The sequence below is a fragment of the Dermacoccus sp. GAS27A genome, assembly GCF_044909235.1.
Lineage (GTDB): Bacteria > Actinomycetota > Actinomycetes > Actinomycetales > Dermatophilaceae > Dermacoccus > Dermacoccus nishinomiyaensis.
In genome coordinates this window covers 85,531-109,134 of record NZ_JBIYDW010000006.1, presented here as the reverse complement: position 1 = coordinate 109,134, position 23,604 = coordinate 85,531, and the positions used below count along the sequence as shown (strand labels likewise).

General features: G+C 69.7%; 27 protein-coding genes. 14 read left to right on the top strand and 13 right to left on the bottom strand.

What is annotated here, in order from left to right; all coding sequences use genetic code 11:
* Nucleotides 1-4: 4 nt before the first annotated feature.
* From rfbA to sodN, 7 genes are all read left to right on the top strand, one after another.
* A complete protein-coding gene (gene rfbA, locus ABH936_RS08035) occupies nucleotides 5-901 on the top strand; it encodes a glucose-1-phosphate thymidylyltransferase RfbA (protein ID WP_006945868.1) in 897 nt (298 codons plus the stop codon).
* A complete protein-coding gene (locus ABH936_RS08030; protein WP_081873607.1) occupies nucleotides 901-1,503 on the top strand; it encodes a dTDP-4-dehydrorhamnose 3,5-epimerase family protein in 603 nt (200 codons plus the stop codon). The genes rfbA and ABH936_RS08030 overlap by 1 nt, the downstream gene beginning before the upstream one ends.
* Before the next feature lie 217 nt (nucleotides 1,504-1,720).
* Complete coding sequence (locus tag ABH936_RS08025) at nucleotides 1,721-2,647, top strand: ABC transporter substrate-binding protein (protein ID WP_404602983.1); 927 nt, start codon at nucleotides 1,721-1,723, stop codon at nucleotides 2,645-2,647.
* A gap of 11 nt (nucleotides 2,648-2,658) precedes the next feature.
* A complete protein-coding gene (locus ABH936_RS08020; RefSeq protein WP_006945891.1) occupies nucleotides 2,659-3,591 on the top strand; it encodes an amino acid ABC transporter permease in 933 nt (310 codons plus the stop codon).
* Nucleotides 3,592-3,698: 107 nt separating this feature from the next.
* Nucleotides 3,699-4,475, top strand: coding sequence for an amino acid ABC transporter ATP-binding protein (locus tag ABH936_RS08015; protein ID WP_404603020.1), 777 nt, complete (start codon nucleotides 3,699-3,701; stop codon nucleotides 4,473-4,475).
* Nucleotides 4,476-4,509: 34 nt separating this feature from the next.
* A complete protein-coding gene (locus tag ABH936_RS08010) occupies nucleotides 4,510-4,890 on the top strand; it encodes a S24/S26 family peptidase (RefSeq protein WP_404602982.1) in 381 nt (126 codons plus the stop codon).
* A gap of 54 nt (nucleotides 4,891-4,944) precedes the next feature.
* Nucleotides 4,945-5,349, top strand: a complete 405-nt coding sequence (sodN, locus tag ABH936_RS08005; protein WP_404602981.1) for a superoxide dismutase, Ni — start codon at nucleotides 4,945-4,947, stop codon at nucleotides 5,347-5,349.
* Nucleotides 5,350-5,508: 159 nt separating this feature from the next.
* On the opposite strand, the gene ABH936_RS08000 is transcribed toward sodN, so the two are convergent.
* Together ABH936_RS08000 and ABH936_RS07995 are read right to left on the bottom strand one after the other, a co-directional pair.
* Entirely contained in the window at nucleotides 5,509-5,889 is a 381-nt protein-coding gene (locus ABH936_RS08000; protein WP_404602980.1) for a DedA family protein, read from the bottom strand.
* A 4-nt stretch (nucleotides 5,890-5,893) separates the two neighbouring features.
* The gene (locus ABH936_RS07995) at nucleotides 5,894-6,565 is read right to left on the bottom strand and encodes a heme oxygenase (biliverdin-producing) (RefSeq protein ID WP_404602979.1); all 672 of its coding nucleotides are present in this window, start codon (nucleotides 6,563-6,565) and stop codon (nucleotides 5,894-5,896) included.
* Between the two features lie 230 nt (nucleotides 6,566-6,795).
* Between ABH936_RS07995 and ABH936_RS07990 the strand changes: the two genes are divergently transcribed.
* Entirely contained in the window at nucleotides 6,796-6,870 is a 75-nt protein-coding gene (locus ABH936_RS07990) for a 50S ribosomal protein bL37 (protein ID WP_369798754.1), read from the top strand.
* A gap of 74 nt (nucleotides 6,871-6,944) precedes the next feature.
* Here the strand turns inward: ABH936_RS07990 and rsrA are convergent, their stop codons facing one another.
* From rsrA to ABH936_RS07960, 6 genes are all read right to left on the bottom strand, one after another.
* Nucleotides 6,945-7,199 carry a mycothiol system anti-sigma-R factor gene (gene rsrA, locus ABH936_RS07985; RefSeq protein ID WP_038567329.1) on the bottom strand — a complete coding sequence of 85 codons (255 nt, stop codon included), beginning with the start codon at nucleotides 7,197-7,199 and terminating at the stop codon, nucleotides 6,945-6,947.
* A complete protein-coding gene (locus ABH936_RS07980) occupies nucleotides 7,196-7,894 on the bottom strand; it encodes a sigma-70 family RNA polymerase sigma factor (protein WP_404602978.1) in 699 nt (232 codons plus the stop codon). Before ABH936_RS07980 ends, rsrA begins: the two co-directional genes overlap by 4 nt.
* 194 nt (nucleotides 7,895-8,088) lie before the next feature.
* Nucleotides 8,089-8,928: an alpha/beta family hydrolase gene (locus tag ABH936_RS07975; RefSeq protein ID WP_404602977.1), complete on the bottom strand. Its 840-nt coding sequence runs from the start codon at nucleotides 8,926-8,928 to the stop codon at nucleotides 8,089-8,091.
* Complete coding sequence (locus tag ABH936_RS07970) at nucleotides 8,925-9,770, bottom strand: SOS response-associated peptidase (protein WP_006945914.1); 846 nt, start codon at nucleotides 9,768-9,770, stop codon at nucleotides 8,925-8,927. The genes ABH936_RS07975 and ABH936_RS07970 overlap by 4 nt, the downstream gene beginning before the upstream one ends.
* Nucleotides 9,771-9,780: 10 nt before the next feature.
* Complete coding sequence (locus ABH936_RS07965) at nucleotides 9,781-9,927, bottom strand: hypothetical protein (RefSeq protein ID WP_172462939.1); 147 nt, start codon at nucleotides 9,925-9,927, stop codon at nucleotides 9,781-9,783.
* A complete protein-coding gene (locus ABH936_RS07960) occupies nucleotides 9,924-10,169 on the bottom strand; it encodes a ribbon-helix-helix protein, CopG family (RefSeq protein WP_006945986.1) in 246 nt (81 codons plus the stop codon). Before ABH936_RS07960 ends, ABH936_RS07965 begins: the two co-directional genes overlap by 4 nt.
* Before the next feature lie 170 nt (nucleotides 10,170-10,339).
* Here ABH936_RS07960 and ABH936_RS07955 point away from each other — a divergent pair, with 170 nt between their 5' ends.
* From ABH936_RS07955 to hisN, 4 genes are all read left to right on the top strand, one after another.
* On the top strand, nucleotides 10,340-10,864 hold the full coding sequence (locus ABH936_RS07955; protein WP_006945882.1) for a hypothetical protein: 525 nt from the start codon (nucleotides 10,340-10,342) through the stop codon (nucleotides 10,862-10,864).
* Entirely contained in the window at nucleotides 10,861-12,321 is a 1,461-nt protein-coding gene (gene aroA / locus ABH936_RS07950; RefSeq protein WP_404602976.1) for a 3-phosphoshikimate 1-carboxyvinyltransferase, read from the top strand. Before ABH936_RS07955 ends, aroA begins: the two co-directional genes overlap by 4 nt.
* A 1-nt stretch (nucleotide 12,322) precedes the next feature.
* The gene (gene rsgA, locus ABH936_RS07945) at nucleotides 12,323-13,402 is read left to right on the top strand and encodes a ribosome small subunit-dependent GTPase A (protein WP_165584522.1); all 1,080 of its coding nucleotides are present in this window, start codon (nucleotides 12,323-12,325) and stop codon (nucleotides 13,400-13,402) included.
* An 89-nt stretch (nucleotides 13,403-13,491) separates the two neighbouring features.
* The gene (hisN, locus tag ABH936_RS07940; RefSeq protein WP_165584523.1) at nucleotides 13,492-14,328 is read left to right on the top strand and encodes a histidinol-phosphatase; all 837 of its coding nucleotides are present in this window, start codon (nucleotides 13,492-13,494) and stop codon (nucleotides 14,326-14,328) included.
* Nucleotides 14,329-14,395: 67 nt separating this feature from the next.
* On the opposite strand, the gene ABH936_RS07935 is transcribed toward hisN, so the two are convergent.
* Entirely contained in the window at nucleotides 14,396-15,853 is a 1,458-nt protein-coding gene (locus tag ABH936_RS07935; protein WP_165584524.1) for an NAD(P)/FAD-dependent oxidoreductase, read from the bottom strand.
* 224 nt (nucleotides 15,854-16,077) lie between these two features.
* Here ABH936_RS07935 and ABH936_RS07930 point away from each other — a divergent pair, with 224 nt between their 5' ends.
* Entirely contained in the window at nucleotides 16,078-16,998 is a 921-nt protein-coding gene (locus ABH936_RS07930; protein ID WP_165584525.1) for an FHA domain-containing protein, read from the top strand.
* Nucleotides 16,999-17,089: 91 nt separating this feature from the next.
* Nucleotides 17,090-19,675, top strand: coding sequence for an FHA domain-containing protein (locus ABH936_RS07925; protein ID WP_404602975.1), 2,586 nt, complete (start codon nucleotides 17,090-17,092; stop codon nucleotides 19,673-19,675).
* Nucleotides 19,676-19,765: 90 nt separating this feature from the next.
* On the opposite strand, the gene ABH936_RS07920 is transcribed toward ABH936_RS07925, so the two are convergent.
* The 4 genes from ABH936_RS07920 to ABH936_RS07905 form a co-directional block, all read right to left on the bottom strand.
* Nucleotides 19,766-20,716, bottom strand: coding sequence for an endonuclease/exonuclease/phosphatase family protein (locus ABH936_RS07920; RefSeq protein WP_404602974.1), 951 nt, complete (start codon nucleotides 20,714-20,716; stop codon nucleotides 19,766-19,768).
* A 185-nt stretch (nucleotides 20,717-20,901) separates the two neighbouring features.
* The gene (locus ABH936_RS07915) at nucleotides 20,902-21,291 is read right to left on the bottom strand and encodes an RNA-binding S4 domain-containing protein (RefSeq protein ID WP_144708223.1); all 390 of its coding nucleotides are present in this window, start codon (nucleotides 21,289-21,291) and stop codon (nucleotides 20,902-20,904) included.
* Nucleotides 21,292-21,533: 242 nt separating this feature from the next.
* Complete coding sequence (locus tag ABH936_RS07910; protein WP_404602973.1) at nucleotides 21,534-22,169, bottom strand: hypothetical protein; 636 nt, start codon at nucleotides 22,167-22,169, stop codon at nucleotides 21,534-21,536.
* Nucleotides 22,170-22,340: 171 nt separating this feature from the next.
* Complete coding sequence (locus ABH936_RS07905; RefSeq protein ID WP_404602972.1) at nucleotides 22,341-23,600, bottom strand: glycosyltransferase 87 family protein; 1,260 nt, start codon at nucleotides 23,598-23,600, stop codon at nucleotides 22,341-22,343.
* Nucleotides 23,601-23,604: the final 4 nt, after the last annotated feature.

Here is a 23,604-nt window from a genome sequence, read left to right as displayed (position 1 = left end):
GCCTATGAAGGGAATCATTCTCGCGGGGGGATCGGGAACGCGACTTCACCCGATCACACGGGGCATCAGCAAGCAGCTCATGCCGGTGTACGACAAGCCGATGATCTACTACCCGATCTCGACGCTCATGATGGCCGGAGTCCGCGAGATCCTCATCATCACGACGCCGCACGACAGCAAGCAGTTCCAGCGGCTGCTGGGCGAGGGATCCGACTGGGGTGTCGAGATCAGCTACGCCGTGCAGCCCTCGCCCGACGGCCTCGCGCAGGCGTTCATCATCGGCGAGGAGTTCATCGGCGACGACTCGGTCGCCCTCGTCCTCGGCGACAACATCTTCCACGGCGCCGGCATGGGGACGGCGCTGCAGGGCCACGCTGAGCTCACCGGGGGCCACGTCTTCGCTCATCACGTGACGAACCCGAGCGCCTACGGCGTCGTCGAGTTCGACGCGGACGGCAACGTCGTCTCGATCGAGGAGAAGCCGGAGCAGCCGAAGTCGCGTTACGCCGTGCCCGGCCTGTACTTCTACGACAACGACGTCGTCGACATCGCGAAGAACCTCGAGCCCTCCCCGCGTGGCGAGCTGGAGATCACGGGCGTCAACGACGAGTACCTGCGCCGCGGCAACCTCACGGTGACGGTGCTGCCGCGCGGCACCGCGTGGTTCGACACGGGCACCTTCAAGGGCCTCATGGACGCCTCGCAGTTCGTCCACGTCCTCGAGGAGCAGCAGGATCTGAAGGTCGGCTGCGTCGAGGAGATCGCGTGGCGTCAGGGCTGGATCGACGACGCGCAGTTCTCCGCCCTCGCCGACTCCCTCGTCAAGTCCGGTTACGGCGCCTACATGCACCGCGTCCTCGCCGAAGGCCACATCACCCCCGCCGTCCGCAAGGCCCTGTGATGGACATCCAGCCGCTGAAGATCGACGGCGCCTACGTCGTCACGCCCCGCCAGTTCCCCGACGGGCGCGGCGTGTTCATGGAGGGCTTCCGCGGCGACAAGCTCGCCGAGCACCTCGGCCACCGCATGGACGTCGTCCAGTCGAACATCTCGGTCAGCAGCCGCGGCACGGTGCGCGGCATCCACTTCGCCGACGTGCCACCGAGCCAGGCGAAGTACATCACCGTCCTGTCGGGCTCGATCATCGACTTCATCGTCGACATCCGCGTCGGGTCGCCGACGTTCGGGCAGTGGGAATCGGTCGTGCTCGACACGAGCGAACGCAAGGCGGTCTACCTCGCCGAGGGGCTCGGCCACGCGTTCTGCGCCCTCGAGGAGGATTCGACGGCGATGTACCTGTGCAGCGCGCCTTACACCCCCGAGCGCGAGCACGGCATCAACCCCCTCGACACGACGGTGGGGCTGACCCTGCCCGACGACATCGAACCGCTGCTGTCCCCCAAGGACGAGGCTGCGCCGTCGCTGGCGCAGGCCGAGGCGTCGGGTCTGCTGCCGCGATACGACGACTGCGTGCGCTTCTACGACTCGTTGCGCTCGGCCTGATCGCAGCGGCCCGCGTCCTGCATGATCACGCGTGACGCACGTCTCACGAGGCGGCTCCAAGGTCGCTGCACGGGCATGGTGTCGCGCGCACGAGGCGGGCCGTAGGTCACGATCCCGCATACTTATGTCGTGTCGCTCGCCCGGGGCGAGGCGCGGTGGCATGCTGTGGCCATCGTCTCCGACGGCTCGCGCCGTCCCCATGCCGAAAGGCCCGCCCATGCGTCGTACCACCGCCCCCGCCCTCGCCGGCCTGAGTGCCACCGCCCTGCTGCTGTCGGGTTGTGGCTCCGACTCCCTCGACGACTCCAAGAGCTCTGCCTCCTCGGGCGCTGCGGGCGCGTCGAGCAAGGCCGCCGAGGTGACGAAGGACGACCCGCTCGCCAAGCTCGTCCCCGCCGCCATCGCCAAGGAGGGCACCCTGACGATCGGTTCGGACGCGTCATACGCCCCGAACGAGTTCACGGCTGCCGACGGCAAGACGATCCAGGGCATGGACATCGACCTGCTCAACGCCGTCGCCGCGAAGCTCGGTCTCAAGCTCACCTTCCAGAACGGCGACTTCGGCACCCTCATCGGCGGCGTCAACGCCGGCAAGTACCCGGCGGCGATCAGCTCGTTCACCATCAACGCCGAGCGCCTCAAGACCGCGAACATGGTGCAGTACTACAGCGCGGGCACCGCCTGGGTCACCGCCAAGGGCAACCCGAAGAAGCTCGACCCCGACAACGCGTGCGGCCTGACGATCGGCGTCCAGAAGGACACCGTGCAGCAGACCGACGACCTGCCCGCACGCAACAAGAAGTGCACCGCCGCGGGCAAGAAGCCGATCACGATCGTCAGCGAGGTCGCCCAGTCGAAGGTGACCGCCGACCTCATCGCCGGCAAGGTCGACGGCTTCGCGGCCGACTCCCCCGTCGCCAACTGGGCCGTCGCGAAGAACGACGCGAAGCTCGAGAAGGTCGGTTCGAAGTACGCCTCGGCCCCGTACGGCATCGTCGTCAAGAAGGACAACACGGCGTTCGCCGAGGCCATCTCGAAGGCCCTTGAGGCCCTCGACAAGGACGGCACCTACAAGAAGATCCTCGACGCCTGGAGCAACGGTGACGGCGCCGTCACCTCGTTCCCGGTCAACCCCAAGCCCTGATCGCGAACGACATGACCGACACCACCACCACCGAGCGGCCGGGCGTCATCGACGCCCGGCCGGTCCGGCATCCCGGCCGATGGGTCGCCCTCGCCGTCATCGCCGTCCTCGTCGCGATGATGATCAGCTCCGTCGTCACCAACAAGGCCTGGGACTGGCCGTTCGTGCTCAAGGTGATGAACTACTCGCCCGTGCTCGACGGACTGCTCAAGGGCACGATCATCGTGACGATCGTGTCGATGATCCTGGGCGTCGTGCTCGGCGTCATCCTCGCGATCATGCGCCTGTCGGACAACCCCGTGCTGCGCGGCGTGGCGTTCGTCTACATCTGGTTCTTCCGGGCCGTGCCACGCTACGTCCTCATGACGATCCTCGGTCTCGGCGTCCTGACCCTCTACCCGACCCTCGATCTCGGCGTGCCGTTCGGCAAGGACCTCGGGCTGACGTTCTACACCCTCGACGTCAAGACGATCAGCTCCGGCATCACCGTCGGCATCATCGGCCTCGGACTGTCCGAAGCCGCCTACATGGCGGAGATCGCGCGCGCCGGCATCCTGTCCGTCGACAACGGTCAGCGTGAGGCCGCCCAGGCCCTCGGCATGAGCAACGGCAAGGCCATGCGCCGCATCATCCTGCCGCAGGCGATGCGCGTCATCGTGCCGCCGACCGGCAACGAGGCCATCTCGATGGTCAAGGACACGTCGCTGCTGACGGCCGTGCCCGTCACCGCCGAACTGTTCAACCAGGCGCAGAACGTCGCCAACAACACGTACAAGGTGATGCCGAGCTACGTCGGCGCCCTCATGTGGTACCTCATCCTCTGCACGCTGCTCATGCTGCTGCAGAGCTGGCTGGAGCGACGCTTCGCGCGCGGCTTCGGGGCGCAGGGCACCACGACCGGCGGGTTCCGCTCACGTCTGTCCTCGATCGGAAGTGACCACTGATGAGCACCGCCGCCGCCGGGGCGAGCAACGCCCAGCCGCGACCGTCCGCAACCACGGCCCCCGTGGCCTCACGCTCCGATGAGCCACTCGTGCACGCCGTCAACGTCATGAAGTCGTTCGGCAAGCACGAGGTGCTCAAGGGCATCGACCTCGACGTCCACCCCGGCGAGGTCGTCGTGCTGCTCGGCCCGTCGGGCTCGGGAAAGACGACGTTCCTGCGCTGCATCAACCAGCTCGAGACGATCGACGGCGGGCGCATCTGGGTCGACGGCGACCTCATGGGTTACGCCGACAAGGGCGGGCAGCTGCACCGCCTCACGGACAGGAAGATCGCCGCGCAGCGCCGTGAGATCGGCATGGTCTTCCAGCGCTTCAACCTCTTCCCACACATGACGGCCCTCGAGAACGTCATGGAGGCGCCCGTCCAGGTCAAGGGCGTGGGCAAGGCCGAGGCGAAGGCGGAGGCCGAGCGGCTGCTCGAACGGGTCGGGCTCGGCGACAAGACGAAGTACTACCCCAGCCAGCTCTCGGGCGGCCAGCAGCAGCGCGTCGCCATCGCCCGCGCGCTCGCGATGCAGCCGAAGCTCATGCTGTTCGACGAGCCGACGTCCGCCCTCGACCCCGAACTGGTCGGCGAGGTGCTCGCCGTCATGAAGGAACTGGCCAAGGACGGGATGACGATGGTCGTCGTCACGCACGAGATGAGCTTCGCGCGGGACGTCGCGGACCGTGTCGTGTTCATGGACGCCGGCGTCATCGTCGAGACCGGCGCGCCGCGCGACGTCATCAACAACCCGCAGCGTGAGCGCACCAAGAGCTTCCTGTCGCGCATTCGCAGCGAGCACGAGGCGATCGCCGCCCTCGTCGACGACGAACTGCTCTGACGCTCGCCCAGCTGCACCCCACTACCCTGGTGGGATGCAGCTGGGCTTCGTCGTCGTCAGGGGTCGCTCGATGGAACCGACCTACGTCGACGGCGACGTCGTCCTCGTCGCCTGGGGTACGTCGCCCCGGGTCGGGCGCTGCCACGTCGTCCGCCTCCCTGACGGCGACGACGGCCCCCGCCCGCTCGCGATCAAACGGGTGACGAGGCGCGAACGCCTCGCCGACGGCGCGTCGGGCTGGTGGGTGGAGCGTGACAACCCCCGTGAGGGGGTCGACTCATGGCTCGTCGGGGCGCTGGGGGAGGAGGCGATGCGGGGGCGGGTCGTCAGCCCCGACTCCCCAGTGATGACGCAGATTCTGCGACGTTGTCGCACCTGCGTCAGCACCTTTCGCCGGGGCCGCTTCGCGCGATAGGTTGAGAGCGGTGCTGCCGTTCGGCAGCTGATCACCAGCAGCAAGGAGTCCCTCATGCTGAAGCGTTTCTTCACCCCCACCGTCGAGGTCTCGGCTCACTGCGACCTGCCCTGCGGCGTCTACGACCCTGCCCAGGCCCGCATCGAGGCCGAGGCGGTCAAGGCCATCATCGCCAAGGTCGCCGACAAGCCCGGCGACGAAGACTTCAAGATGCGCGCCACGATCATCAAGGAGCAGCGCAGCCAGCTCGTCAAGGAGCACCTGTTGGTGCTGTGGACGGACTACTTCAAGCCCCCACACTTCGAGAAGTACCCGCAGCTTCACACCCTCGTCAACGAGGCGACGAAGCTCGCCGGTGCCAGCGGCACCAAGGGCGAGTGGGACATCGCCAAGGCTGACGAGTTGCTCGGCAAGATCGATGAGATCGCTCGCATCTTCGCGGAGACGAAGCAGGCCTGAGCCTCCCTCCCGCAGCGAGAACGGCCCGGCATCCCCTTGGATGCCGGGCCGTTCTCGCTGCCTCACCTGCAACTCTCGTTCACCGTCGCGAATCCCGTCCCCTCCTGCGATTTCCGTCCACATCGGCGATTCTCGTCCACCTTCATGACGTCAGGTGCGTCAGTGCACGAGGCGGAGGATGACGTCGAGCAACGCCACCCCGGCGACGGTGTACACGCCGGCCCAGATGAGGCTGCCGACGGCGACGGCCGGCAGGTAGCGCACGAGCGGCATCCGGCCGGCCCCGGCCATGAGGTTGACGGCCGTCTGCACGCCGACCGTCAGGAACGACAGCGGGACGGCGAGCGGGCCGAAGCGGTGCACCATGCCCTCGGCGCGCTTGACGGAGCGCGCGTCGAGGTGGTGGGCGTACTTGGGGTGCCGACGCCAGCCGCCGATCGCGCCGCGGCCGATCCAGTATGTCGCGTTGGCTCGCGCCATGACGGTGCAGAACAGGATGCCGAACGCGAGCGCCACGGGCATCTCACGGATCGATTCCATGCGTTCAGACGGCCTCGGCCCGAGCGTTCGCACCCGCGGGGTAGCAGGCGTCCAGCGCGTCGAAGACGGCGGCGTTGAGGGCGAAGGCGCGACCGGCGGCGTCGAGGGCCTCGTCCTGCTCCTGCGTCGTGAGGGCCAACTCATCGAGGCGCGCGCGGTAGGCGTCCTTGTACGTCTTCGGCTTGGCGATGTCGAAGCGGTAGAAGGTGAGGACATCGTGAGGCGCGTCGTAGTGGCGGCGCATGAGCGTCGCGATGATCTGCCCGCCGGACAGATCCCCGAGGTAGCGCGTGTGGTGGTGGCCGATGAGCGTGGCCGGCGAGGCGGCGCAGGCGACGAGGTCGTCGACGTAGCGCTGCGTGGCGGGCAGGATCGCCGTGGCGTCCGCATAGCCGAGGCGTTCCAGCGCGGCGAGGTCGTGACGCAGCGATGCGGCGCGCTCGAGTGCCGGGTCCAGCAGCGGCGCGAGGCGGGGGTCATCGCGGTGCGTCGCGCACGCCGACTCGAGGTGGTCGTACACCGGCAGCAGCTGACGCTGCAGCCCCTGGTGCGCGCCGATGCTGCTCTCGCCGCCCATGAGGCGGGTCATGAAGCCGCGGTTCTCGGCGTGCTCGTGCGCGGCACGGGTGTGGTCGCGCAGCGCGGCCGACAGGGGCGGGGTGAGGGTCGTCGTCATGAATCCGAGCCTTTCTGATGAGCTAAGGCTCACTTAAGAAAGGTCCACCTCCGCTCGGATCAATCGAACGGTTGATCCGAGACTCCACCTCCCCACCACGCCAGGCCGACGAGGGCGAGCCGCCTCTCGCTGCGCGGATGCGCGCAGGGGGGCACGAGCGCGATGTGACAGAATGGGGAGGTTGGCCCCCGACGTACCGGGGGGAAGACCCCGAACCAGGGAGCAAGACCATGAGCAAGCGCGCACGCAAGCGTCGCAGCCGCAAGGGCAAGGGCGCGAACCACGGCAAGAAGCCCAACGCCTGAGCATCTGCCGCAGACGCGAACGAAGGCCGACCACCCTCACGGGATGGTCGGCCTTCGTCATGCTCGGTTCGGCGTCAGGCCTCGTAGCGCACCTCGGTGCGCTCGTAGGTGATGCGCGTGAGGATCGACGAGCGCAGTTGCTCCGGCGCCTGCTCACAGGCGCACGCGCGCTTGATGAGTTTCTTGAGCAGCATGTCGCGCTCGTACTCCGTCAGGCACGGAGGGCAGTCGAGCAGGTGAGCCTTGATCTCCTCGTACTGCTCGGCCGTCAGCTCACCGTCGATGTAGGCGTAGAGACGCTCGACGTACTCGGGGCACTTGTCGCTCATTTCTTCGCCCCCTTCGCGGTGTTCGCCTCACCCTTGAGGAAGCCGCGCTCACGCGCGTAGTCCTCGAGTTGTTCACGCAGCAGCTTGCGTCCGCGGTGCAGGCGCGACATCACGGTGCCGATCGGCGTGTCCATGATCTTGGCGATCTCCTTGTAGGGGAAACCCTCGACGTCGGCGTAGTACACCGCGAGACTGAAGTCCTCCGGCAAGGCCTGCAGCGCCTTCTTGATGTCGCTGTCGGGGAGGTGATCGAGCGCTTCGTTCTCGGCCGACTTCAACCCCGTCGACGAGTGCGCCTCGGCCCGCGCGAGCTGGTAGTCCTCCACCTCGGCGGCGTCGGACTCGAGCGGCTGACGCTGCTTCTTGCGGTAGGAGTTGATGTACGTGTTCGTCTGGATGCGGTAGAGCCACGCCTTGAGGTTCGTGCCCGGCTTGTACTGATGGAAGGCCGCGAACGCCTTCGCGAACGTCTCCTGCACGAGATCCTCGGCGTCGCTCGGGTTGCGCGTCGTGCGCAGGGCGGCGCTGTAGAGCTGGTCGAGGTACGGCATCGCGTCGCGCTCGAAGCGCGCGGCCCGCTCGGCCGGGGTCTCGGTGCTCGGGTCGAAATCCTTGGAATCGGTGACGCTGCGTGGCGCCGCGCCGCCGTCTGGCTGCGTCGCGCCGAGGGCGTCGACCGTCGTGTTGTCTGTCATCGCGCTCAACCCTAGCGCGGGGTGCGGCGCGACACGAGACGCGCGCGTGCCCGGGCCACCGAAACCGGTGGTGAGGCTCAGCGCGGCCGGTTCGACCGGAACCACGGGTGCTACCAGCATCGTGCTCACTTTCGACGTTCGAAGGCCCTCACGGGCTTCTGTTTCGCCGTCGTCAACACGGTGAGTGGGCTGCGCTATTCCCCGTCGGCGTTCCTCGTGGCAGCTGCATGCCGCCGCGTGCCGGCCCCGAGCCAGGTGCGGACGGTGTCGACGACGTCTTTCGGATCCTTGCTGAACCCGTGCGGTCCCGCGACGGCGGCGACGTCCGCGCCGGGCAGCGCGGCGCGGATCGCCTCGGGCCCGCCGAAGGTGTCCGTGGCGCCTTGCACGACGAGCAGCGGGGCGCCCGCGTCGAGCGCGGCCAGCGCCTCGTCCGTGCGCCATTTCGACGGGTCGTCCGCCTTGCCCGGCGGCGTGAGCGGAAAGGCGAGCGCGACGACGGCGTCGGCGCCCAGTTCGACGGCGGTGCGGCACGCCACGCGGGCACCGGCGGAACGACCACCCTGCACGAAGCGTCCGGTGATCTCGCCCGCGTCGCGCAGGTGGGTGACGACAGCGCGCCAACCCGCGTCGAGGGTCTTCGGCGGCGTGGCGATCTTGCGGCCCGCGAGCACCCAGGGCTGGTCGACGAGGACGACACGCCACCCGTCATCGGCGAGGTCGAGCAGGCCCCACAGATCGGGCGTGTTCGTGCCCTTGCCTGCGCCGTGTCCGAGGACGAGGGTTCCGACGGGCTGGCGTTTGGCGGTCGTCATGACCGCCGCGGTCTCAGCGTTCGCCGACTCGGTGCTCGATGTTTGGGTGCTCGATGTCTCGGCGCTCGAGGACTCGGAGTTCTCCACCTCGGTGTTCGCAGGACCACCGGCGGGATCGATGACATAGGCGCGCGCCGGCCCGGCGTCCGTCTCGATGTGGAGGACGCGGTGCGCTCGTTCCGGCGCGACAGACCGGGAGGGACGTGGTTCGGCGGTCACTTCTCGGCCCCGATGATCTCGCCGGTCGCGGGGTCGACGACGCCCACGAGGTCGGATTCCGGCGCGGGTTCGATGAGGCCTGGGCCGTTCGTCCGATTCGAACTCACCGCGCGTGAGACGGGGTAGGCCTCGAAGGGGCTCGAATCGCCGGGCGTGAGGAACGTCGCGACGTCGGCGTCGTCGGTCAGCGTCGGGTCGAGCCACTCGGCCCATTGCTCGCGTTCGAGCGCGAGGGGCTGGCGATCGTGGATGCGGTCGAGGCCCTGCCCCGCGCTCGTCGTGATGATGGCGAACGTCGTCAGCCACGCGGCCGGGTCGCCGTCGGGCAGCGAACGATCGCACCAAAACTCGTAGAGGCCGGCGAATGCGACGTCCGTGCCGTCGACGCGGCGCATGTAGAACGGCTGCTTGCGCGGTTTGCCCTTGGCGTCGAGCGCCGTCGGTGACAGCTGCCACTCGTACCAACCCGACGCGGGCACGAGGCAGCGACGCGCGCGGGCGGCCTTCGCGAACGACGGTTTCTCGAGCAACGTCTCAGCGCGCGCGTTGATCATGCGCACGCCACCCTTGGTGTCCTTCGACCACGAGGGCACGAGCCCCCACGTGAGGTGACGCAGCTGACGTTTCGCCTCGCCGCGCGAGCCGTCGTCGAGCCGCTCGGGACGGGTCAGGACGACGGGCGCCTGCTTCGTCGGCGCCATGTTGTAGTCGGGCTCACCGACTGGCGGGTTCTGCGGCGACGCGAGCAGCGACCGCGTCTGCTCGCCCGTGGCGTCGACGTCGACCTCGAACTCCTCGACCAGCTCACCCGTGCTCGCACTGGCTGCGTATCTGCCGCACATGCGAGAAAGCCTAGACCGCTGGGGCGTGCCCCCGTCTCGTCAGCGTCGTCGACGATCCGCGGCGGCGGCGCGGGTACTCCCCCTGGGGCCATGACGCGGCCTGCGCGATGTCGTCCTCACCGAGCCCGTGCTTGAACGCGCTGGGGTGCAGCTTCACGCGGCGTAGTTGTTCAGTGCCCGGCGAATCGCCTCTGAACGGGAGAGGTGCTCGCGTTCGACGACACGATCGAGCGCAGCGAGCTCGTCGGACGTCAGCCTGACCGCGACGACCAGCACCGGCCTGGCTCCCCGTCCGGGCCGACCGCGTCCTCGACGCTTCAACGGCTCGACGGCGTAGCCGGCTTCAGCCTCGGCAACCATGGACTCGATCATCGCATCGGTGACCTGATCCTCATGCATGCGTTTCTCGTAAACGACATCTTCGGTTCGCCTGCAGGGTGGAGGGACCGGCCGCTGCCCAGGATCGCGCGGTCTGTTGCCCTCGGTGCTCGCATGTTGTCGGTGGCGCCGACTAACGTGGGAGGCCAAGGCGTCGACGATCGACGCCGACCTTCACAGGAGGAGGAATCATGATCCGTCGCATCGCGCGTACCGCGCTCGCCAGCTACTTCCTCAACGAGGCGGCCAAGGCGTTCACCAACACGAAGTCGCAGGCCGCCGAGGCCGCGCCGTTCGTCGAGTTCGTCAGCCGCGAGAGCGGCAGCAAGGTGCCGAACGACCCCGAGATGATCGTCAAGGGCCAGGGCGCGCTCATGGGTGCCGCCGGCACCGCCCTCGCGCTCGGCAAGCTCCCGCGCCTGTCCGCGGCTCTGCTCGCCCCGACGGTCGGCGCGAACGCCTACATGCACGAGGCGTTCTGGGCCGAGAAGGACCCGGAGGTGAAGGCACGCAAGCAGTCCAACTTCTTCCGCACTGCCGCCATCGTCGGTGGCGTGCTGCTCGCCGCCGCCGACACCGCGGGCAAGCCGGGCCTCGCCTGGCGTACCTCGCACGGCGTCGACGTCACGCGCCGTGAGGCCAAACGCGCCGCGAAGACGGCTCGTCGCGAGGCCAAGCTCATGGCCGCCGTCGCCGGGAGCAAGCTGCCCTCATGACCTCCGGCAGTACGAGCGCTCGCGCAGCGGGCCTCGACATGAAGAACTCCGACATGACGACCCCCGCCGCGACGAGCGCCGCTTCCGCGAACCCGACGACCGACTGGCCCGCGCCTCGCGCGGACCGGCCGGTCGTCGGCGCGTTCAGCGTCCCCGGCTCGAAATCCCTGACGAACCGCTACCTCGTCCTCGCCGCCCTCGCCGACGACGACTCTCTCCTGCGGGCGCCGTTGCGCTCGCGCGACACCCTCCTCATGGCGCAAGCACTGCGCGCGATGGGCGTCCAGGTCGAGGACGTGCCCGGAGACTCCCCCGAGGGCGACGACTGGCACGTCACTCCTGCACCCTTTCGGGGCCCCGCACAGGTCGACTGCGGCCTCGCCGGCACCGTCATGCGCTTCCTCCCGCCGGTCGCCGCCCTCGCGGACGGGCCGGTCGCCTTCGACGGCGACGAGCACGCCCGCAATCGCCCCATGGGTCCTGTCCTGCAGGCCCTCGCCGACCTCGGCGTCCGCATCGACGACGACGGCCGCCGCGCACTGCCGTTCACCGTCCACGGCACCGGAGCCGTCAAGGGCGGGCGCGTCGAGGTCGACGCCTCGACGAGTTCGCAGTTCGTCTCCGCACTACTGCTCTCCGGCGCGCGCTTCGACGAGGGCGTGACGATCGTCCACACCGGCGCAACGCTGCCGAGCATCCCCCACATCGACATGACGGTCGAGGTGCTGCGTGACGCGGGCGTCGTCATCGAGGTCGGTGACGACGTCGACGCCGACGGGCGCGGCAGCTACGCGTGGAGCGTCGAACCCAGCGACATCCGCGCGCTCGACGTCATGGTCGAGCCCGACCTGTCGAACGCTGCCCCCTTCCTCGCGGCGGCCGCCGTCACGGGTGGCGAGGTGTTCATGGCCGACTGGCCGACGTTCACGACGCAGCCGGGCGATCACATCCGTAGCGTTCTCGAGCGCATGGGCTGCAAGGTGACGCTCGATCGTGACGGTCTGCGTGTGCGCGGCCCCGAAAGCGGTCGTCTGCGGGGCATCGACGTCGACCTCACCGAAGCGTCCGAGCTGACGCCCGTCGTCGTCGCCCTGTGCGCGCTCGCCGACGGTGGCAGCCGCATCCGCGGCGTCGCCCACATCCGCGGCCACGAGACCGATCGACTCGCGGCGCTCTCGCGCGAGTTCACGGCGATCGGGGCGCAGGTGCACGAGACCGAGGACGGTCTCGTCATCACCCCGGTGCCGCGAGAAGTGCTGCACGGCGGGCTGTTCCACACGTACGACGATCACCGCATGGCGATGGCGGCTGCGGTCGTCGGGCTCGTCGTCGACGGCATCGTCGTCGAGAACGTCGGCACGACCGCCAAGACGCTGCCGCACTTCGACCGGCGGTGGGAGGCGCTGCTCGACGGCACGAGTGCGGCGCACGAGCCGGCGCTGCAGCGGACGGTCTGAGATGGCGAGTCGCAACTGGAGTGAGTCCGACGTGCGCGTGCGCCCCAACCGCAAGGGATCTCGGCCCCGCACGAAGGATCGCCCCAAGCACGCCGACGCCGTCATCGGCATGGTGACGGGTGTCGACCGCGGCCGCTGGTCGGTCCTGCTCGACGGACGGCAGATCACGGCGATGCGCGCCCGCGAGCTGACGCGCACGCCCATCGTCGTCGGTGACCGTGTTGCGCTCGTCGGCGACACGAGCGGTCACGAGGGCTCGCTCGCGCGCATCGTGCGCGTCGAGGAACGCTCGAGCGTGCTGCGCCGCACCGCCGACGACACCGACCCGTACGAGCGCGTCATCGTCGCGAACGCCGACCAGCTCGTCATGGTGACGGCGGTCGCGAACCCCGAGCCGCGGACCGGCCTCATCGACCGCTGCCTCGTCGCCGCCTACGACGCGGGGCTCGACCCGCTGCTCGCGCTGACGAAGGCCGACCTCGACGACCCGGCGCCGTTCCTCGCGAACTACGCCGACCTCGACGTGCCGCACAGCGTCACGTCGGCGCACGAGCTGAGCGACGCCCAACGGGACGAGCTGATCGCGTCCGGTGGTCGTGTCGCCCGTGACCTCGACGGTCTCGACGACCTGCGCGCCCGCCTCGCCGGGCGTGTCAGCGTCCTCGTCGGGCACTCCGGCGTCGGCAAGTCGACACTCGTCAACGCCCTCGTTCCGGATGCCGCGCGCACGACCGGCCACGTCAACGACGTGACGGGACGCGGGCGTCACACCTCGACGTCGGCGATCGCCCTCGAACTTCCCGGGCCGGAGGGCGGCTGGATCATCGACACCCCCGGCATTCGCTCGTTCGGCCTCGCACACATCGACCCGACGACGATCGTCGACCACTTCCCCGAGCTCGCCCCAGGCACTGCCGAATGCCCACGCGGCTGCTCGCACGACGAGGCCGACTGCGCGCTCGACGCCTACGTCGCCGCGGGTCACGCCGGCACGACGGGCCCGGCGCGCCTGGCGTCGTTGCGTCGTCTGCTGCGCTCGCGCCACGTGCCTGACAAGGACGAGCACCTCGAACGACGCTGAAGCCGACCGCGCTGCAGGCGAGTGAGCGCTCACTCGCCTACCCCGCCACCGCGTGCTCGCGGTGCCGGCGAGCCGGTAGCGTGGGCGCAATGAGCGACACCCTGCGCGACCCCAGCCCGTACCACGACGACCTGCGCCTGGCCCACGTCCTCGCCGACTCGGTCGAGGAGATCACGATGTCGCGCTTCGGCGCCGCCGACCTGCAGGTCGAGTCGAAACCCGACCTCACCCCCGTGACGGAGGCCGACCGCGAGGCCGAACGCGTCATCCGCGAGAACCTCAAGCGCTCGCGCCCGCGCGACGCCATCAAGGGTGAGGAATTCGGCACGAGCGGCAAAGCCGATCGGCTGTGGATCATCGACCCCATCGACGGGACGAAGAACTACGTGCGCGGTGTGCCCGTCTGGGCGACCCTCATCGCTCTCGTCGACGCGGGCACGCCCGTCGTCGGTCTCGTCGCCGCACCCGCACTGCACCGCCGCTGGTGGGCCGCGCAGGGCACCGGCGCGTGGACCGGACGCAGCCTCACGAGCGCGACGTCGATCAGCGTCTCGAAGGTCGACACGCTGGCGGACGCCTCTCTCAGCTATTCCTCGTTCAACGGCTGGGCCGAACGTGGCAAGGACATGGACCTGTTCCGCCTGTCGAAGGAATGCTGGCGTTCACGCGCCTACGGCGACTTCTTCTCGCACATGCTCGTCGCGCAGGGAAGCGTCGACATCGCGCCCGAACCGGAGCTCGAGGACTACGACATGGCGGCGCTCGTACCCATCGTCACCGAGGCAGGCGGCCGCTTCACCGGCCTCGACGGACGCCCCGGCTGCTGGAGCGGCAACGGCGTCTCGACGAACGGCCTGCTCCACGACGAGGTGCTCGCTCGTCTCGGCGACGACTCCCCCGCGCCGTCCCTCATCCCGGGCGACTGACGACGACGGCGCCCCGCTGGCGTGAGCGGGGCGCCGTCGCGCATCGCACGGATTCGTGCGACCGGAATCAGGCCTTCGGCGTCTCAGACTGCTTCTCGAGCGCCGGCGCGTCCGCACCTTCAGCGGCTTCGAGCTGCGCGCTGCCCTTCGACAGCTCGAGCAGGCCGGGCACCTCGACGCTCGGGTGGTACTTCTCCCCGAGTTCGGCGATCGCGAGACGCGCGTGGACCTGCTGCTCCGTGGCGGTGCGCTCGTCGCGGCTGTCGCTCGCGAACGCGACGGCCCAGCTCAGCATCGTCGACAGGCGCGACTTGAAGCCGATGATGTAGACGAGGTGCACGCCGAGCCACATGAGCCAGGCGATGAACCCCTCCGTCTCGAGGCGGCCCACCTTCGTCACGGCCGAAAAACGGGAGATCGTCGCCATCGAGCCCTTGTCGAAGTATTTGAACTTCGCCGGGGCCGGCTCACCCTTGACGCGAGCGAGGATCGACTTGGCCGCGAACCTGCCGCCCTGGATCGCCACCTGCGCGACGCCGGGCAGCTTGTCGAGGCTCATCATGTCGCCGACGACATAGATCTCCGGGTGGCCGGGCAACGTCAGGTCGGGCTGCACGGCGACGCGCCCGGCGCGGTCGACCTCGGCGCCCGTCTTGTCACCGAGCAGCTTGCCGAGCGGGCTCGCGGCGACGCCTGCGGCCCACACCTTGCACGCGGAGTCGATGCGGGTGACGGTGCCGTCCTGCGTCTTCATCTCGATGCCCGTGGCGTCGACATTCGTCACCATCTGCCCGAGCAGCACCTCGACGCCCATGCTCTCGAGCTGCTTCTTCGCCTTCTCGCCGAGGTTCTTGCCGAACGGCGGCAGCACCTGCGGCGCCGCATCGACGAGGACGATGCGCGCGTCCTTGGGGTTGATGTGGCGGAAGTCCTCGGCGAGGGTGCGGTTGGCGAGTTCGCTGATCTGCCCGGCCATCTCGACGCCCGTCGGGCCGGCCCCGACGACGACGAAAGTCAGCAGCGTGCGCACGTCGTCCCACTCACCGGCGGCCGCGGCCAGTTCCGCTGTCTCGAAGGCACCGAAGATGCGACCTCGCAGCTCGAGCGCGTCGTCGATGCTCTTCATGCCGGGCGCGAACTCGGCGAAGTGGTCGTTGCCGAAGTACGACTGCCCCGCGCCGGCCGCGACGATGAGCGAGTCGTAGTCGTACGTCTGGGTCGAGTCGAGCAGTTGCGCGAAGACGCGCTTGTTCTCGACGTCGATGTCGCTGACCGTGCCCAGGAAGACCTCGACGTTCTTGACCTTCTTGAGCACCTCGCGCGTGCTCGGGGCGATGACGCCCTCGCTGAGGATGCCGGTCGCAACCTGGTACAGCAGCGGCTGGAACAGGTGATGCGTCGTCGAGGAGATGAGGACGACGTCGACGTCCTCGTCCTTGAACTGGGTCGCGGCGAACAGACCGCCGAAGCCGGAGCCGATGATGACGACGCGGTGGCGCGTGGCGCTCTTGTGTGCAATACCCATGGATTCCTCGCAGATCTCGCGTGCGTGTCGCCTGGCCCGATCACGCTTGGACGCTGCCCCCAGCTTACTCATTCCCGACGCCCACCCATGGGTGTGTCGCGGCCGGTAGGCTGCCCCATGACACGGGCGCGCCCGACCACCGACATCGGCGGGCCGACACCCGGATGACAACGACGGATCGACGTAGGACGGGACGGCGCCCCGCGCCGCGAACGGAGTGGACGATGAGCGAACGAGGCCGCGAGCCGTACCCCATCCAGTGGAACGCGCCCGCCACGGGCACCGCGCAGCCGGCGTGGGCCGGGCCGCGACCGGATGCCCAGCTCGACGCGCCCGCCGCGCAGGCTGACGCTCCGGCCACCGGTGGCCGTTCGTCGGGCGATGCCCCGGCCGCGCCGCCGCAGAGGGATGCGCGACAGATGGACGCGAGCTCGGCCGACGAGCAGGGCGTCGGCCCGGCCGCTCCCGGGCAGCTCGGCAACCCGTGGAACGACGCCCAGCCCGCCGCCACGCCCGTGGGGTGGGCAGGCGAACAGCAGCCCGCCGGGCGGCCTGCGCCCGGCGATGCAGGTCAGCACGCGGCGCCCTCGGCGCCTCACGCGGTGGGCTCCGACCCCGCTGACGGTGCATCCGAGTCGCCGCGCCACGACCAGGCCGACGGCGACGCCGACCAGGCACCCCGCGGTGGCGCCTCACCTGTCGGAGCCTTGCACGCGCCGGCAGCCGACGCGCAGGCGGCGAGCCCGTCGAACGGCTACCCGTCGGCACCTCCGTCGGGTGGTTACCCGTCCGCACCTCCGTCTGGGGGCTATGCGTCGGCTCCCCCGTCGAACGGGTACTCCTCGAGCGGGTACGAGTCGGCCCCGCCTCAGGTCGTCGGCCAGAACGACGATCTGCCGGAGGACTCGCTGACGATCGGCCGCAGCCGCAGCAACAGCATCGTGCTCGACGACATGCTCGTCTCGCGCCGACACGTCGTCATCACGGCGGAGGATGAGGGTCTACTGCTGCGCGATCTCGGGTCGCGCAACGGCACGTTCGTCAACGGGCGCCGCGTCGAGCAGACATTGCTGCACGAAGGCGACCGCATCGGCATCGGCGCCTCCACCTTCGAGGTGCGCGACGGCTGGCTCGTCTCGGTCTGAGCCGCGAACACCCGTCCGGCCCGGCCGCGATCCAACCTGGACATCGACCACAGCAGCGCCCGTGGGCGCTGGAACGCTCCGGGAGGGAAGCGTGGGAATACAAGAACTGACGGTGCAGGTCGACGGGCACGTCGTGCGGTTGCAACCAGGTGAGAGCGTGACGATCGGCCGCGGCCGCGACTGCGACATCACGATCGTCGACGTCGACGTCTCGCGACGCCACGCTCAGGTGAGCGCGCAGGGCGGGGGGTGGCAGGTGCGTGACCTCGACAGCTCGAACGGCACCTGGGTCGACGGCCAGCGCGTGCACGGTTACCGCGATCTGCGCGGTGGTGAGGACGTCCGACTCGGCGGGCCCCGTGGGACGCGAGTCGAGTTCTCGCGAAGCTCCACCCCAGCAGGTGAGCAGGTCGCTCGCAGTGTCGACCCGAACGGCGCGAGCCCGTCACAGGCCCCGCCCGAGGCAACCTCGATCTCCGTGCCGATGCCGCGTCGCAGCAGCGGCGCTTCGAGCGCTGCGCCCACGCCCGACGCCACGACCGGTTCGAGCCTGAAGACCGGCCCGATCCGGCTGCCCCGCCCCCCGCAGGCCCCCGCCGAGCGACGTGCGAGCGGCGACGTGTTCCAGGGATGGACCGGGCAGCTCGAGCCCGAACCCACCGGCCGCATGACCGTCCAGGGCGCCGTCCCGCAGGCCATGGCCCTGCCGTCGGGCACCATCACCATCGGTCGCGGCACCGAGAACGAGATCGTCGTGCGCGACCTGCTCGCGAGCCGGCGTCACGCCCGCCTTGTGCCGCAGGGCGACAGCTTCGCCGTCGAGGATCTCGGCAGCAGCAACGGCACCTACATCAACGGTGCGCGCATCACCCGCGGCACCTTGCGCGAGGACGACCTGCTCGCCGTCGGTCACACCCGATTCACGTTGAAGAACGGGCGTCTCGTCGCGAGCGAGGACGAAGGTGACGTCACCTTCGTCGCCAACCACCTGTCGTTCTCGCTGCCCGACGGCAAGAAGCTGCTCGACGACGTCAGTTTCGGCCTCGAAGGATCGAGCCTCGTCGCCGTCATCGGCCCCTCGGGTGCGGGCAAGTCGACGCTGCTCAAGGCCCTCATCGGTGCCCAGAAGGCTACCGAGGGCGAGGTCTACTACGACGGACGAGACCTCTACGACAACTACGAGGATCTGCGCCACCGTATCGGCGTCGTCCCGCAGGACGACGTCGTCCACCCCGAGCTGACGGTCCGTCAGGCCCTGCGGTACGCGGCCGAGCTGCGCTTCCCCGCCGACCTCGATCGTGAGTCGCGCGAGGCCCGCGTCGAGGAGGTCATCGACGAACTGGGGCTGACGGAGCACGCCACCACCCAGGTCTCACGCCTGTCCGGTGGCCAACGCAAACGCACATCCGTTGCCCTCGAGCTGCTGACGCGCCCGTCGCTGCTCTTCCTCGACGAACCGACCTCCGGCCTCGACCCGGGCCTCGACAAGCGCGTCATGCTGACGCTGCGCGGCCTCGCCGACGGCGGCCGCACCGTCGTCGTCATCACGCACAACGTCGCGAGCCTCGGCGTGTGCGACCGGGTGCTCATGCTCGCACCGGGCGGACGGGTCGCCTACTTCGGCCCGCCCGACGAGATGCTGCCCTACTTCTCGGCGAGCGATCACGCCGATGTGTTCAACACCGTCACCGACGACCCGCAGCGCTCGCAGGACGTGTTCCGCTCCTCGGCGATGATGGACAGCCAGGTGTCCGCTCCCCTGAGCGCGCCGCGCCCGTCCGCGTCGTCGCAGCGGGACGTGCCACCGCGTCAGCAGTCGATCTTTCGTCAGCTGTCGACGCTCATCCGACGCCAGTTCAGGGTCATCGCGGCCGACCGCGGCTTCGTCGCCTTCATGCTGCTGCTCCCCATCGCCCTCGCGGGCCTGGCGATGCTCGTACCGGGCACGCACGGGCTGAAGACGGTCTTCTTCGAGCAGGAACTCATCGCCAACGGGGGCGACCCCGGCAAGGTGACGCTGCGGGCTGAAGGAACCCAGATCATGACGCTCATCGTCATGGGATCGGTCTTCATGGGGTTGGCCGCCACCATCCGCGAACTCGTCGCCGAGCGCCCGATCTTCTTGCGGGAGAAGGCCGTCGGACTGTCACCCTTCGCCTACATCGGCAGCAAGGTCGTCACGTACGGGCTGCTCGTCGCGGTGCAGTGCGCCATCCTCGTCCTGCTCGTCATCGCGGGCAAGGGCGCGCCGACCGCCCCCGTCGCGCTCGCCAACACGACGCTCGAGACGTTCGTCCTCGCTTTCCTGACGGGGCTCGCGGCTGTCGCGATCGGCCTCGCGTTGTCGAGCTTCGCGAAGACGAACGAGCAGGTCATGCCGATGCTCGTCATCGTCATCATGGGCGCGCTGGTCTTCTCGGGTGGGCTGTTCGATCTCGACAGCCAGCTCATGCGCGGCCTCGGCAGCATCTTCCCGAGCCGCTGGGGCCTGGCCATGGGTGCCCAGACCGCCGACGTCAAGACGAGCATGACGATCCCCGGCCGTTCCCGCTCGTGGGATCCGTTCTGGGTGCGGGACACCGACCACTGGCTCATCGCCGCGGCCGCGCTGATCGCCATCTTCGTGGTCGGCACGACCATCGCCTGGTGGAGCTCGCGCCGCCGCAAGAGCATGTGAGGCCCGCCGGGCTCACGAGTCCTCGAACATCGCCCTCAAACGCGTCAGCCACGACGCGTTTCCGAGCGACGTTCGTCAGGGGGTGTTCCGTCAGTAGCGCAGGTCGCTCCACACGCCGGCATGATCGGTGCCGGGGACGGTGAAGGTGCCCGCGTCGACGGGCACGAAACCGCGCGTGAGGATGTGGTCGATCTGGGCGAACGGCGGCACGACGGCGTCCTGCGGCCACGTCGGCGGCCAGTTGCCATGCCGGGCGGGAAAGGCGTCGATGAGTCCATCCGCGAGATGCCGGAACGCCGGGTGCGCCGCCGAGGCGTTGAAATCGCCCGCCATGACGAGGTGCGGCGCGTTCTCGCCGCGTTGCCAGCGTCCCAGCGCCTCGAGCTGCGGGCGCCACTGGTTCGCGCCGTCCTGCAGCGGCGGGTAGGTGTGCACGCCGTGCACGGTGACATCGGCGCCGGGTGCTGCGACCGTCACGATCGGCATCTGCAGGTCGTAGGGGCCGAGGTGGCGGCCGTCGTCAAGCGTGTGCAGCGGGTAGCGGGACAGGACGGCCGTGCCGCGTGAGCCGTCGTCGACGAGCCCCGAGGCGCGGTACGGCAACCGCCCACCCAGACCCGCGCCGTCGAGCAGGCGCAGCTTCACGGCCGTTGTCTCGGGCATGACGACGACGTCCGGGCGCACCCGGGCGACCTCAGCGGCGACGGCGCGTGCGTCAGCGCCTCCGAACTCGAGGTTGAGCGCGAGGACACGCAGGTGCCGCTGGCCGGCAGCATGCTGCACCGACGACGGCGGGCTCGGATGCTGCGCGAGTGCCACGCCTGCCGCCGTTGCGGCGACGAGCATGGGAAGCGCCGCGAGGAGCGCCGCGCGCCGGCGTACGAGCACCGCCGCGACGAGCATCACCGCGGCGATCAGCACCCAGACCGGCGTGAGCGCCTGCAGAACGGGCACGACGTTGCCGATGAGCACGTCGCACCACATGAGAGCGCACAGCGCGGCAGTGAGCAGGCACGCGAGCGCGATGACGACACCGAGCACGCGACGAACGCGGCCTGCGGGCCTGCTAACCCAGCGTTTCGACTTGCTTCCCGACCGATCCTCGACGGCCCTCCGCCCGCCGCCCTTCTCTCGATCATCGACCGCGTTCACCGTGGTCGACGCAGGTGAGCTGCCGGCATGCTCTCCGGCGCACTGATCACCGTCGGCCTGCGCACCCTGATCGCTCACCGCGCTCCCCCGTGACGCAGGCGCTCCATCTCACGGCGGTCTTTCTTCGTCGGACGCCCAGCGCCGCGGTCACGCACCGGGATCTGCGGGATGATCTCGCGCTGGCGCGGCGGCGTCGACTCGACGTAGCACTGCGCCGCGACGGGCGCCCCGACGCGCTTCTTGACCAGGCCCGTGACATGCACGATGCGGTCGAAGCCCTGCTGCCGCACGCGCAGATCGGCGCCCACCGTCACGCTCGTCGACGGCTTGACGGTCGCACCGTTCATGCGGACGTGCCCGGCGCGACACGCGGTCGTCGCCGCCGAGCGGGTCTTGTACAACCGGACAGCCCACAACCAGGCATCGATGCGGACGCTGCCCTCCACCCCCGACGTCATGCTCATGGGCGCCAGGGTAAGCCACCTCCCTGCACCGACGCTGGGCCGGCTCGCAGATCTCGCGGCGCCCAGCCGGATGGCGACTGACTCACAGGGAGGCACGTCATACGCTGCTTCCCTGTGAGTTCGTCGCCATCCTGCGTTGGGCTCGCCCGCGGCATCGTCCTACGACCGGGCGCGCATCGTGGCGTCTCGACCCTGAGCACCTGCCCCCGTGCTCGTCGCTGATCGCGCTCGTCGCTCGCCGCTCATCGGGCGCGGCGCAGGCGGCGCGTCGCGCTCAGCAGTGCACCCGCCGCACCGGGGAACGACACGACCAGCGCGCCCGGGTCGCGATCGCTCGATACGTGGTCGGTCTCGACGACCGGGCCGACGCCCGGAGGCGTCTGGCTGGGGCGCCTCGCAGGTGGCGGCGGCGTCGAGCTCGGGTGGGTCGCCGGAATCGAACCGTCCTCGACCGGCCCGGTCGGTGACCATCCGGACGTGGGTGTACCGCCGGCCGGAGTACCGCAGTGCAGGTCCGTCGCGATCTTCGCAGCGACCGCGCCGGTGCGGGGGTCGACGAACGCGAGTGTGTGGCGCCCGTCCGGCACCCCGGGTGCGCCGTAGTCATGGCTCGCGGGCCGAACCTGAGCGCCCGCGTAGCCGACCCCGTCGAGGGTGACGTTCCACCGCGCCGGCGTGTTCGCGAAGTTGACGACCCACACCCCGGCATAGCCGTGGCCCCTGTCACACGTCGTGCCGAGGAACGCGGCGGCCGCCGGGTAGGTGACACCGATGCTTCCGGCGATGTCGCGTCGTTCCGCCGCCGTCCCGTGCTTGATGGCCCAAGCGAGCATCGCGTCGTCGGAGGTCGCCGCGGCCGCGCTCGCGAGCACGGGCATGGCCGAACGGCTCGCGCGGCATTCCGTGACCGACCCGTTGCGCAGACGGCCCACCAGCCCCCAACAGAGACGAATCAGGTGGCCTACGACGCGATGCGAGCTCACACGATGGCTCAGGTTCGAGCCGCGAGCAGGTGGCATACCGGTGAATCGGCCGGCGACCGGACGACGTCAGCGCGTCGGGTGCGGCTCTGTTGCCCGTCTGCTGCGCGCGATCGCGGCGGCGAGCGTCAGCAGGATCGTCAGGCTGAGCACCGGGACGGCCTCGCTGATGACGGTCTCGAGAGGGTCGTGGTGCAGCTCGGCTCCGTTGTCGCGCGGCACGCTCTGGTACATCCCGGTGAGCACCCAGAGCCCGAGCAGGAAAGCCTGCGCCGCGATCGCAGGGTACAGCCCCTTGGCCCAACCGCGCGTCGCGAGGATCGCCCACACGGCGAACAGCGGAACGAGGACGAGGTGGTGGTACCAGGTGATCGGGCTGACCGCGCCCGTCGTGACGAAGATGACGAGGACAGCGCCCACGTCGTCGTCACGACGCAGCAGCGCGGCCGTGACGAACACCCCCGCGACGAGCGCCGCCGCGATGACGAGCAGGCGGACGAGGCCGGCGCCCGGCACGTCGTGCATGACGCGCGCGACGAGGCCCGACAGCGACTGGTTCCACTCACTCTCCGGCGCGCCGGGCCGGCTCGTGTCCCACAACGCCGACGTGAAGTACGTGACGACCTCGTGCGGCAGCACGATCGCCGAGACGCCAACGGTGACGACGCCCGCCCCCAGCGCGCGCAGGGCGCTCGCGTGGTCGCGGGTGAACAGGCGCGGGACGGCGGCGAGCGCCGGCGTCACCTTGACGCCCGCAGCCAGGCCGGTGAGCACGCCTGACAGCCGAGCCCCCGCGAGGCGCCGGCGGCCGAGACCGAGGTAGTCCTCGACGACGAACCAGGCCATGACGAGGTTGATCTGGCCGAAGGCGAGCGTGCCGCCGACGGCGTCCGAGCGCGCGGCGAGCAGCACCCCACCCGCGGCGACGAGGGGCGTGAGGGCTCCCGTCGCCAAGCCGGGGGCCGGGGCTCGCTCCCCCAGCCTCCACTGTGCGATCGAGCGATCCGCGAGCAACCAGCAGATGCGGAACAGTGCGACGAGGCTGCCGAGCGTCAGCAGCGCCGTCGCGACAGACCGCGCCAATGCGGCGAGCGGCGCGAAGGCCAGGACGGCGAACGGCGGATAGGTGAACGGCCAGCCGTCACCGAACCGGCCCTCGTACAGATCGGCTGTGCCGTTCAGCGTCTTCGTCGTCGCGTCGAGGTAGATGCGAGTGTCGAACAGCGTCCAGTTCCAGGAGCGCAGCTGCAGGATGGCGCTGACGGTCACGAACGCGCAGGCGAGCAGGTACACGAGCCACGCCTCGCGACGAAACGAACGGCGCCCCATGAAC

Coding starts and splice junctions, on each gene's coding strand:
- rfbA (WP_006945868.1), top strand. CDS start 5: ATGAAGGGAATCATTCTCGCGGGGGGATCGGGAACGCGACTTCACCCG.
- ABH936_RS08030 (WP_081873607.1), top strand. CDS start 901: ATGGACATCCAGCCGCTGAAGATCGACGGCGCCTACGTCGTCACGCCC.
- ABH936_RS08025 (WP_404602983.1), top strand. CDS start 1,721: ATGCGTCGTACCACCGCCCCCGCCCTCGCCGGCCTGAGTGCCACCGCC.
- ABH936_RS08020 (WP_006945891.1), top strand. CDS start 2,659: ATGACCGACACCACCACCACCGAGCGGCCGGGCGTCATCGACGCCCGG.
- ABH936_RS08015 (WP_404603020.1), top strand. CDS start 3,699: ATGAAGTCGTTCGGCAAGCACGAGGTGCTCAAGGGCATCGACCTCGAC.
- ABH936_RS08010 (WP_404602982.1), top strand. CDS start 4,510: ATGCAGCTGGGCTTCGTCGTCGTCAGGGGTCGCTCGATGGAACCGACC.
- sodN (WP_404602981.1), top strand. CDS start 4,945: ATGCTGAAGCGTTTCTTCACCCCCACCGTCGAGGTCTCGGCTCACTGC.
- ABH936_RS08000 (WP_404602980.1), bottom strand. CDS start 5,889: ATGGAATCGATCCGTGAGATGCCCGTGGCGCTCGCGTTCGGCATCCTG.
- ABH936_RS07995 (WP_404602979.1), bottom strand. CDS start 6,565: ATGACGACGACCCTCACCCCGCCCCTGTCGGCCGCGCTGCGCGACCAC.
- rsrA (WP_038567329.1), bottom strand. CDS start 7,199: ATGAGCGACAAGTGCCCCGAGTACGTCGAGCGTCTCTACGCCTACATC.
- ABH936_RS07980 (WP_404602978.1), bottom strand. CDS start 7,894: ATGACAGACAACACGACGGTCGACGCCCTCGGCGCGACGCAGCCAGAC.
- ABH936_RS07970 (WP_006945914.1), bottom strand. CDS start 9,770: ATGTGCGGCAGATACGCAGCCAGTGCGAGCACGGGTGAGCTGGTCGAG.
- ABH936_RS07960 (WP_006945986.1), bottom strand. CDS start 10,169: ATGCATGAGGATCAGGTCACCGATGCGATGATCGAGTCCATGGTTGCC.
- ABH936_RS07955 (WP_006945882.1), top strand. CDS start 10,340: ATGATCCGTCGCATCGCGCGTACCGCGCTCGCCAGCTACTTCCTCAAC.
- aroA (WP_404602976.1), top strand. CDS start 10,861: ATGACCTCCGGCAGTACGAGCGCTCGCGCAGCGGGCCTCGACATGAAG.
- rsgA (WP_165584522.1), top strand. CDS start 12,323: ATGGCGAGTCGCAACTGGAGTGAGTCCGACGTGCGCGTGCGCCCCAAC.
- hisN (WP_165584523.1), top strand. CDS start 13,492: ATGAGCGACACCCTGCGCGACCCCAGCCCGTACCACGACGACCTGCGC.
- ABH936_RS07935 (WP_165584524.1), bottom strand. CDS start 15,853: ATGGGTATTGCACACAAGAGCGCCACGCGCCACCGCGTCGTCATCATC.
- ABH936_RS07930 (WP_165584525.1), top strand. CDS start 16,078: ATGAGCGAACGAGGCCGCGAGCCGTACCCCATCCAGTGGAACGCGCCC.
- ABH936_RS07915 (WP_144708223.1), bottom strand. CDS start 21,291: ATGAGCATGACGTCGGGGGTGGAGGGCAGCGTCCGCATCGATGCCTGG.
- ABH936_RS07910 (WP_404602973.1), bottom strand. CDS start 22,169: ATGCCCGTGCTCGCGAGCGCGGCCGCGGCGACCTCCGACGACGCGATG.
- ABH936_RS07905 (WP_404602972.1), bottom strand. CDS start 23,600: ATGGGGCGCCGTTCGTTTCGTCGCGAGGCGTGGCTCGTGTACCTGCTC.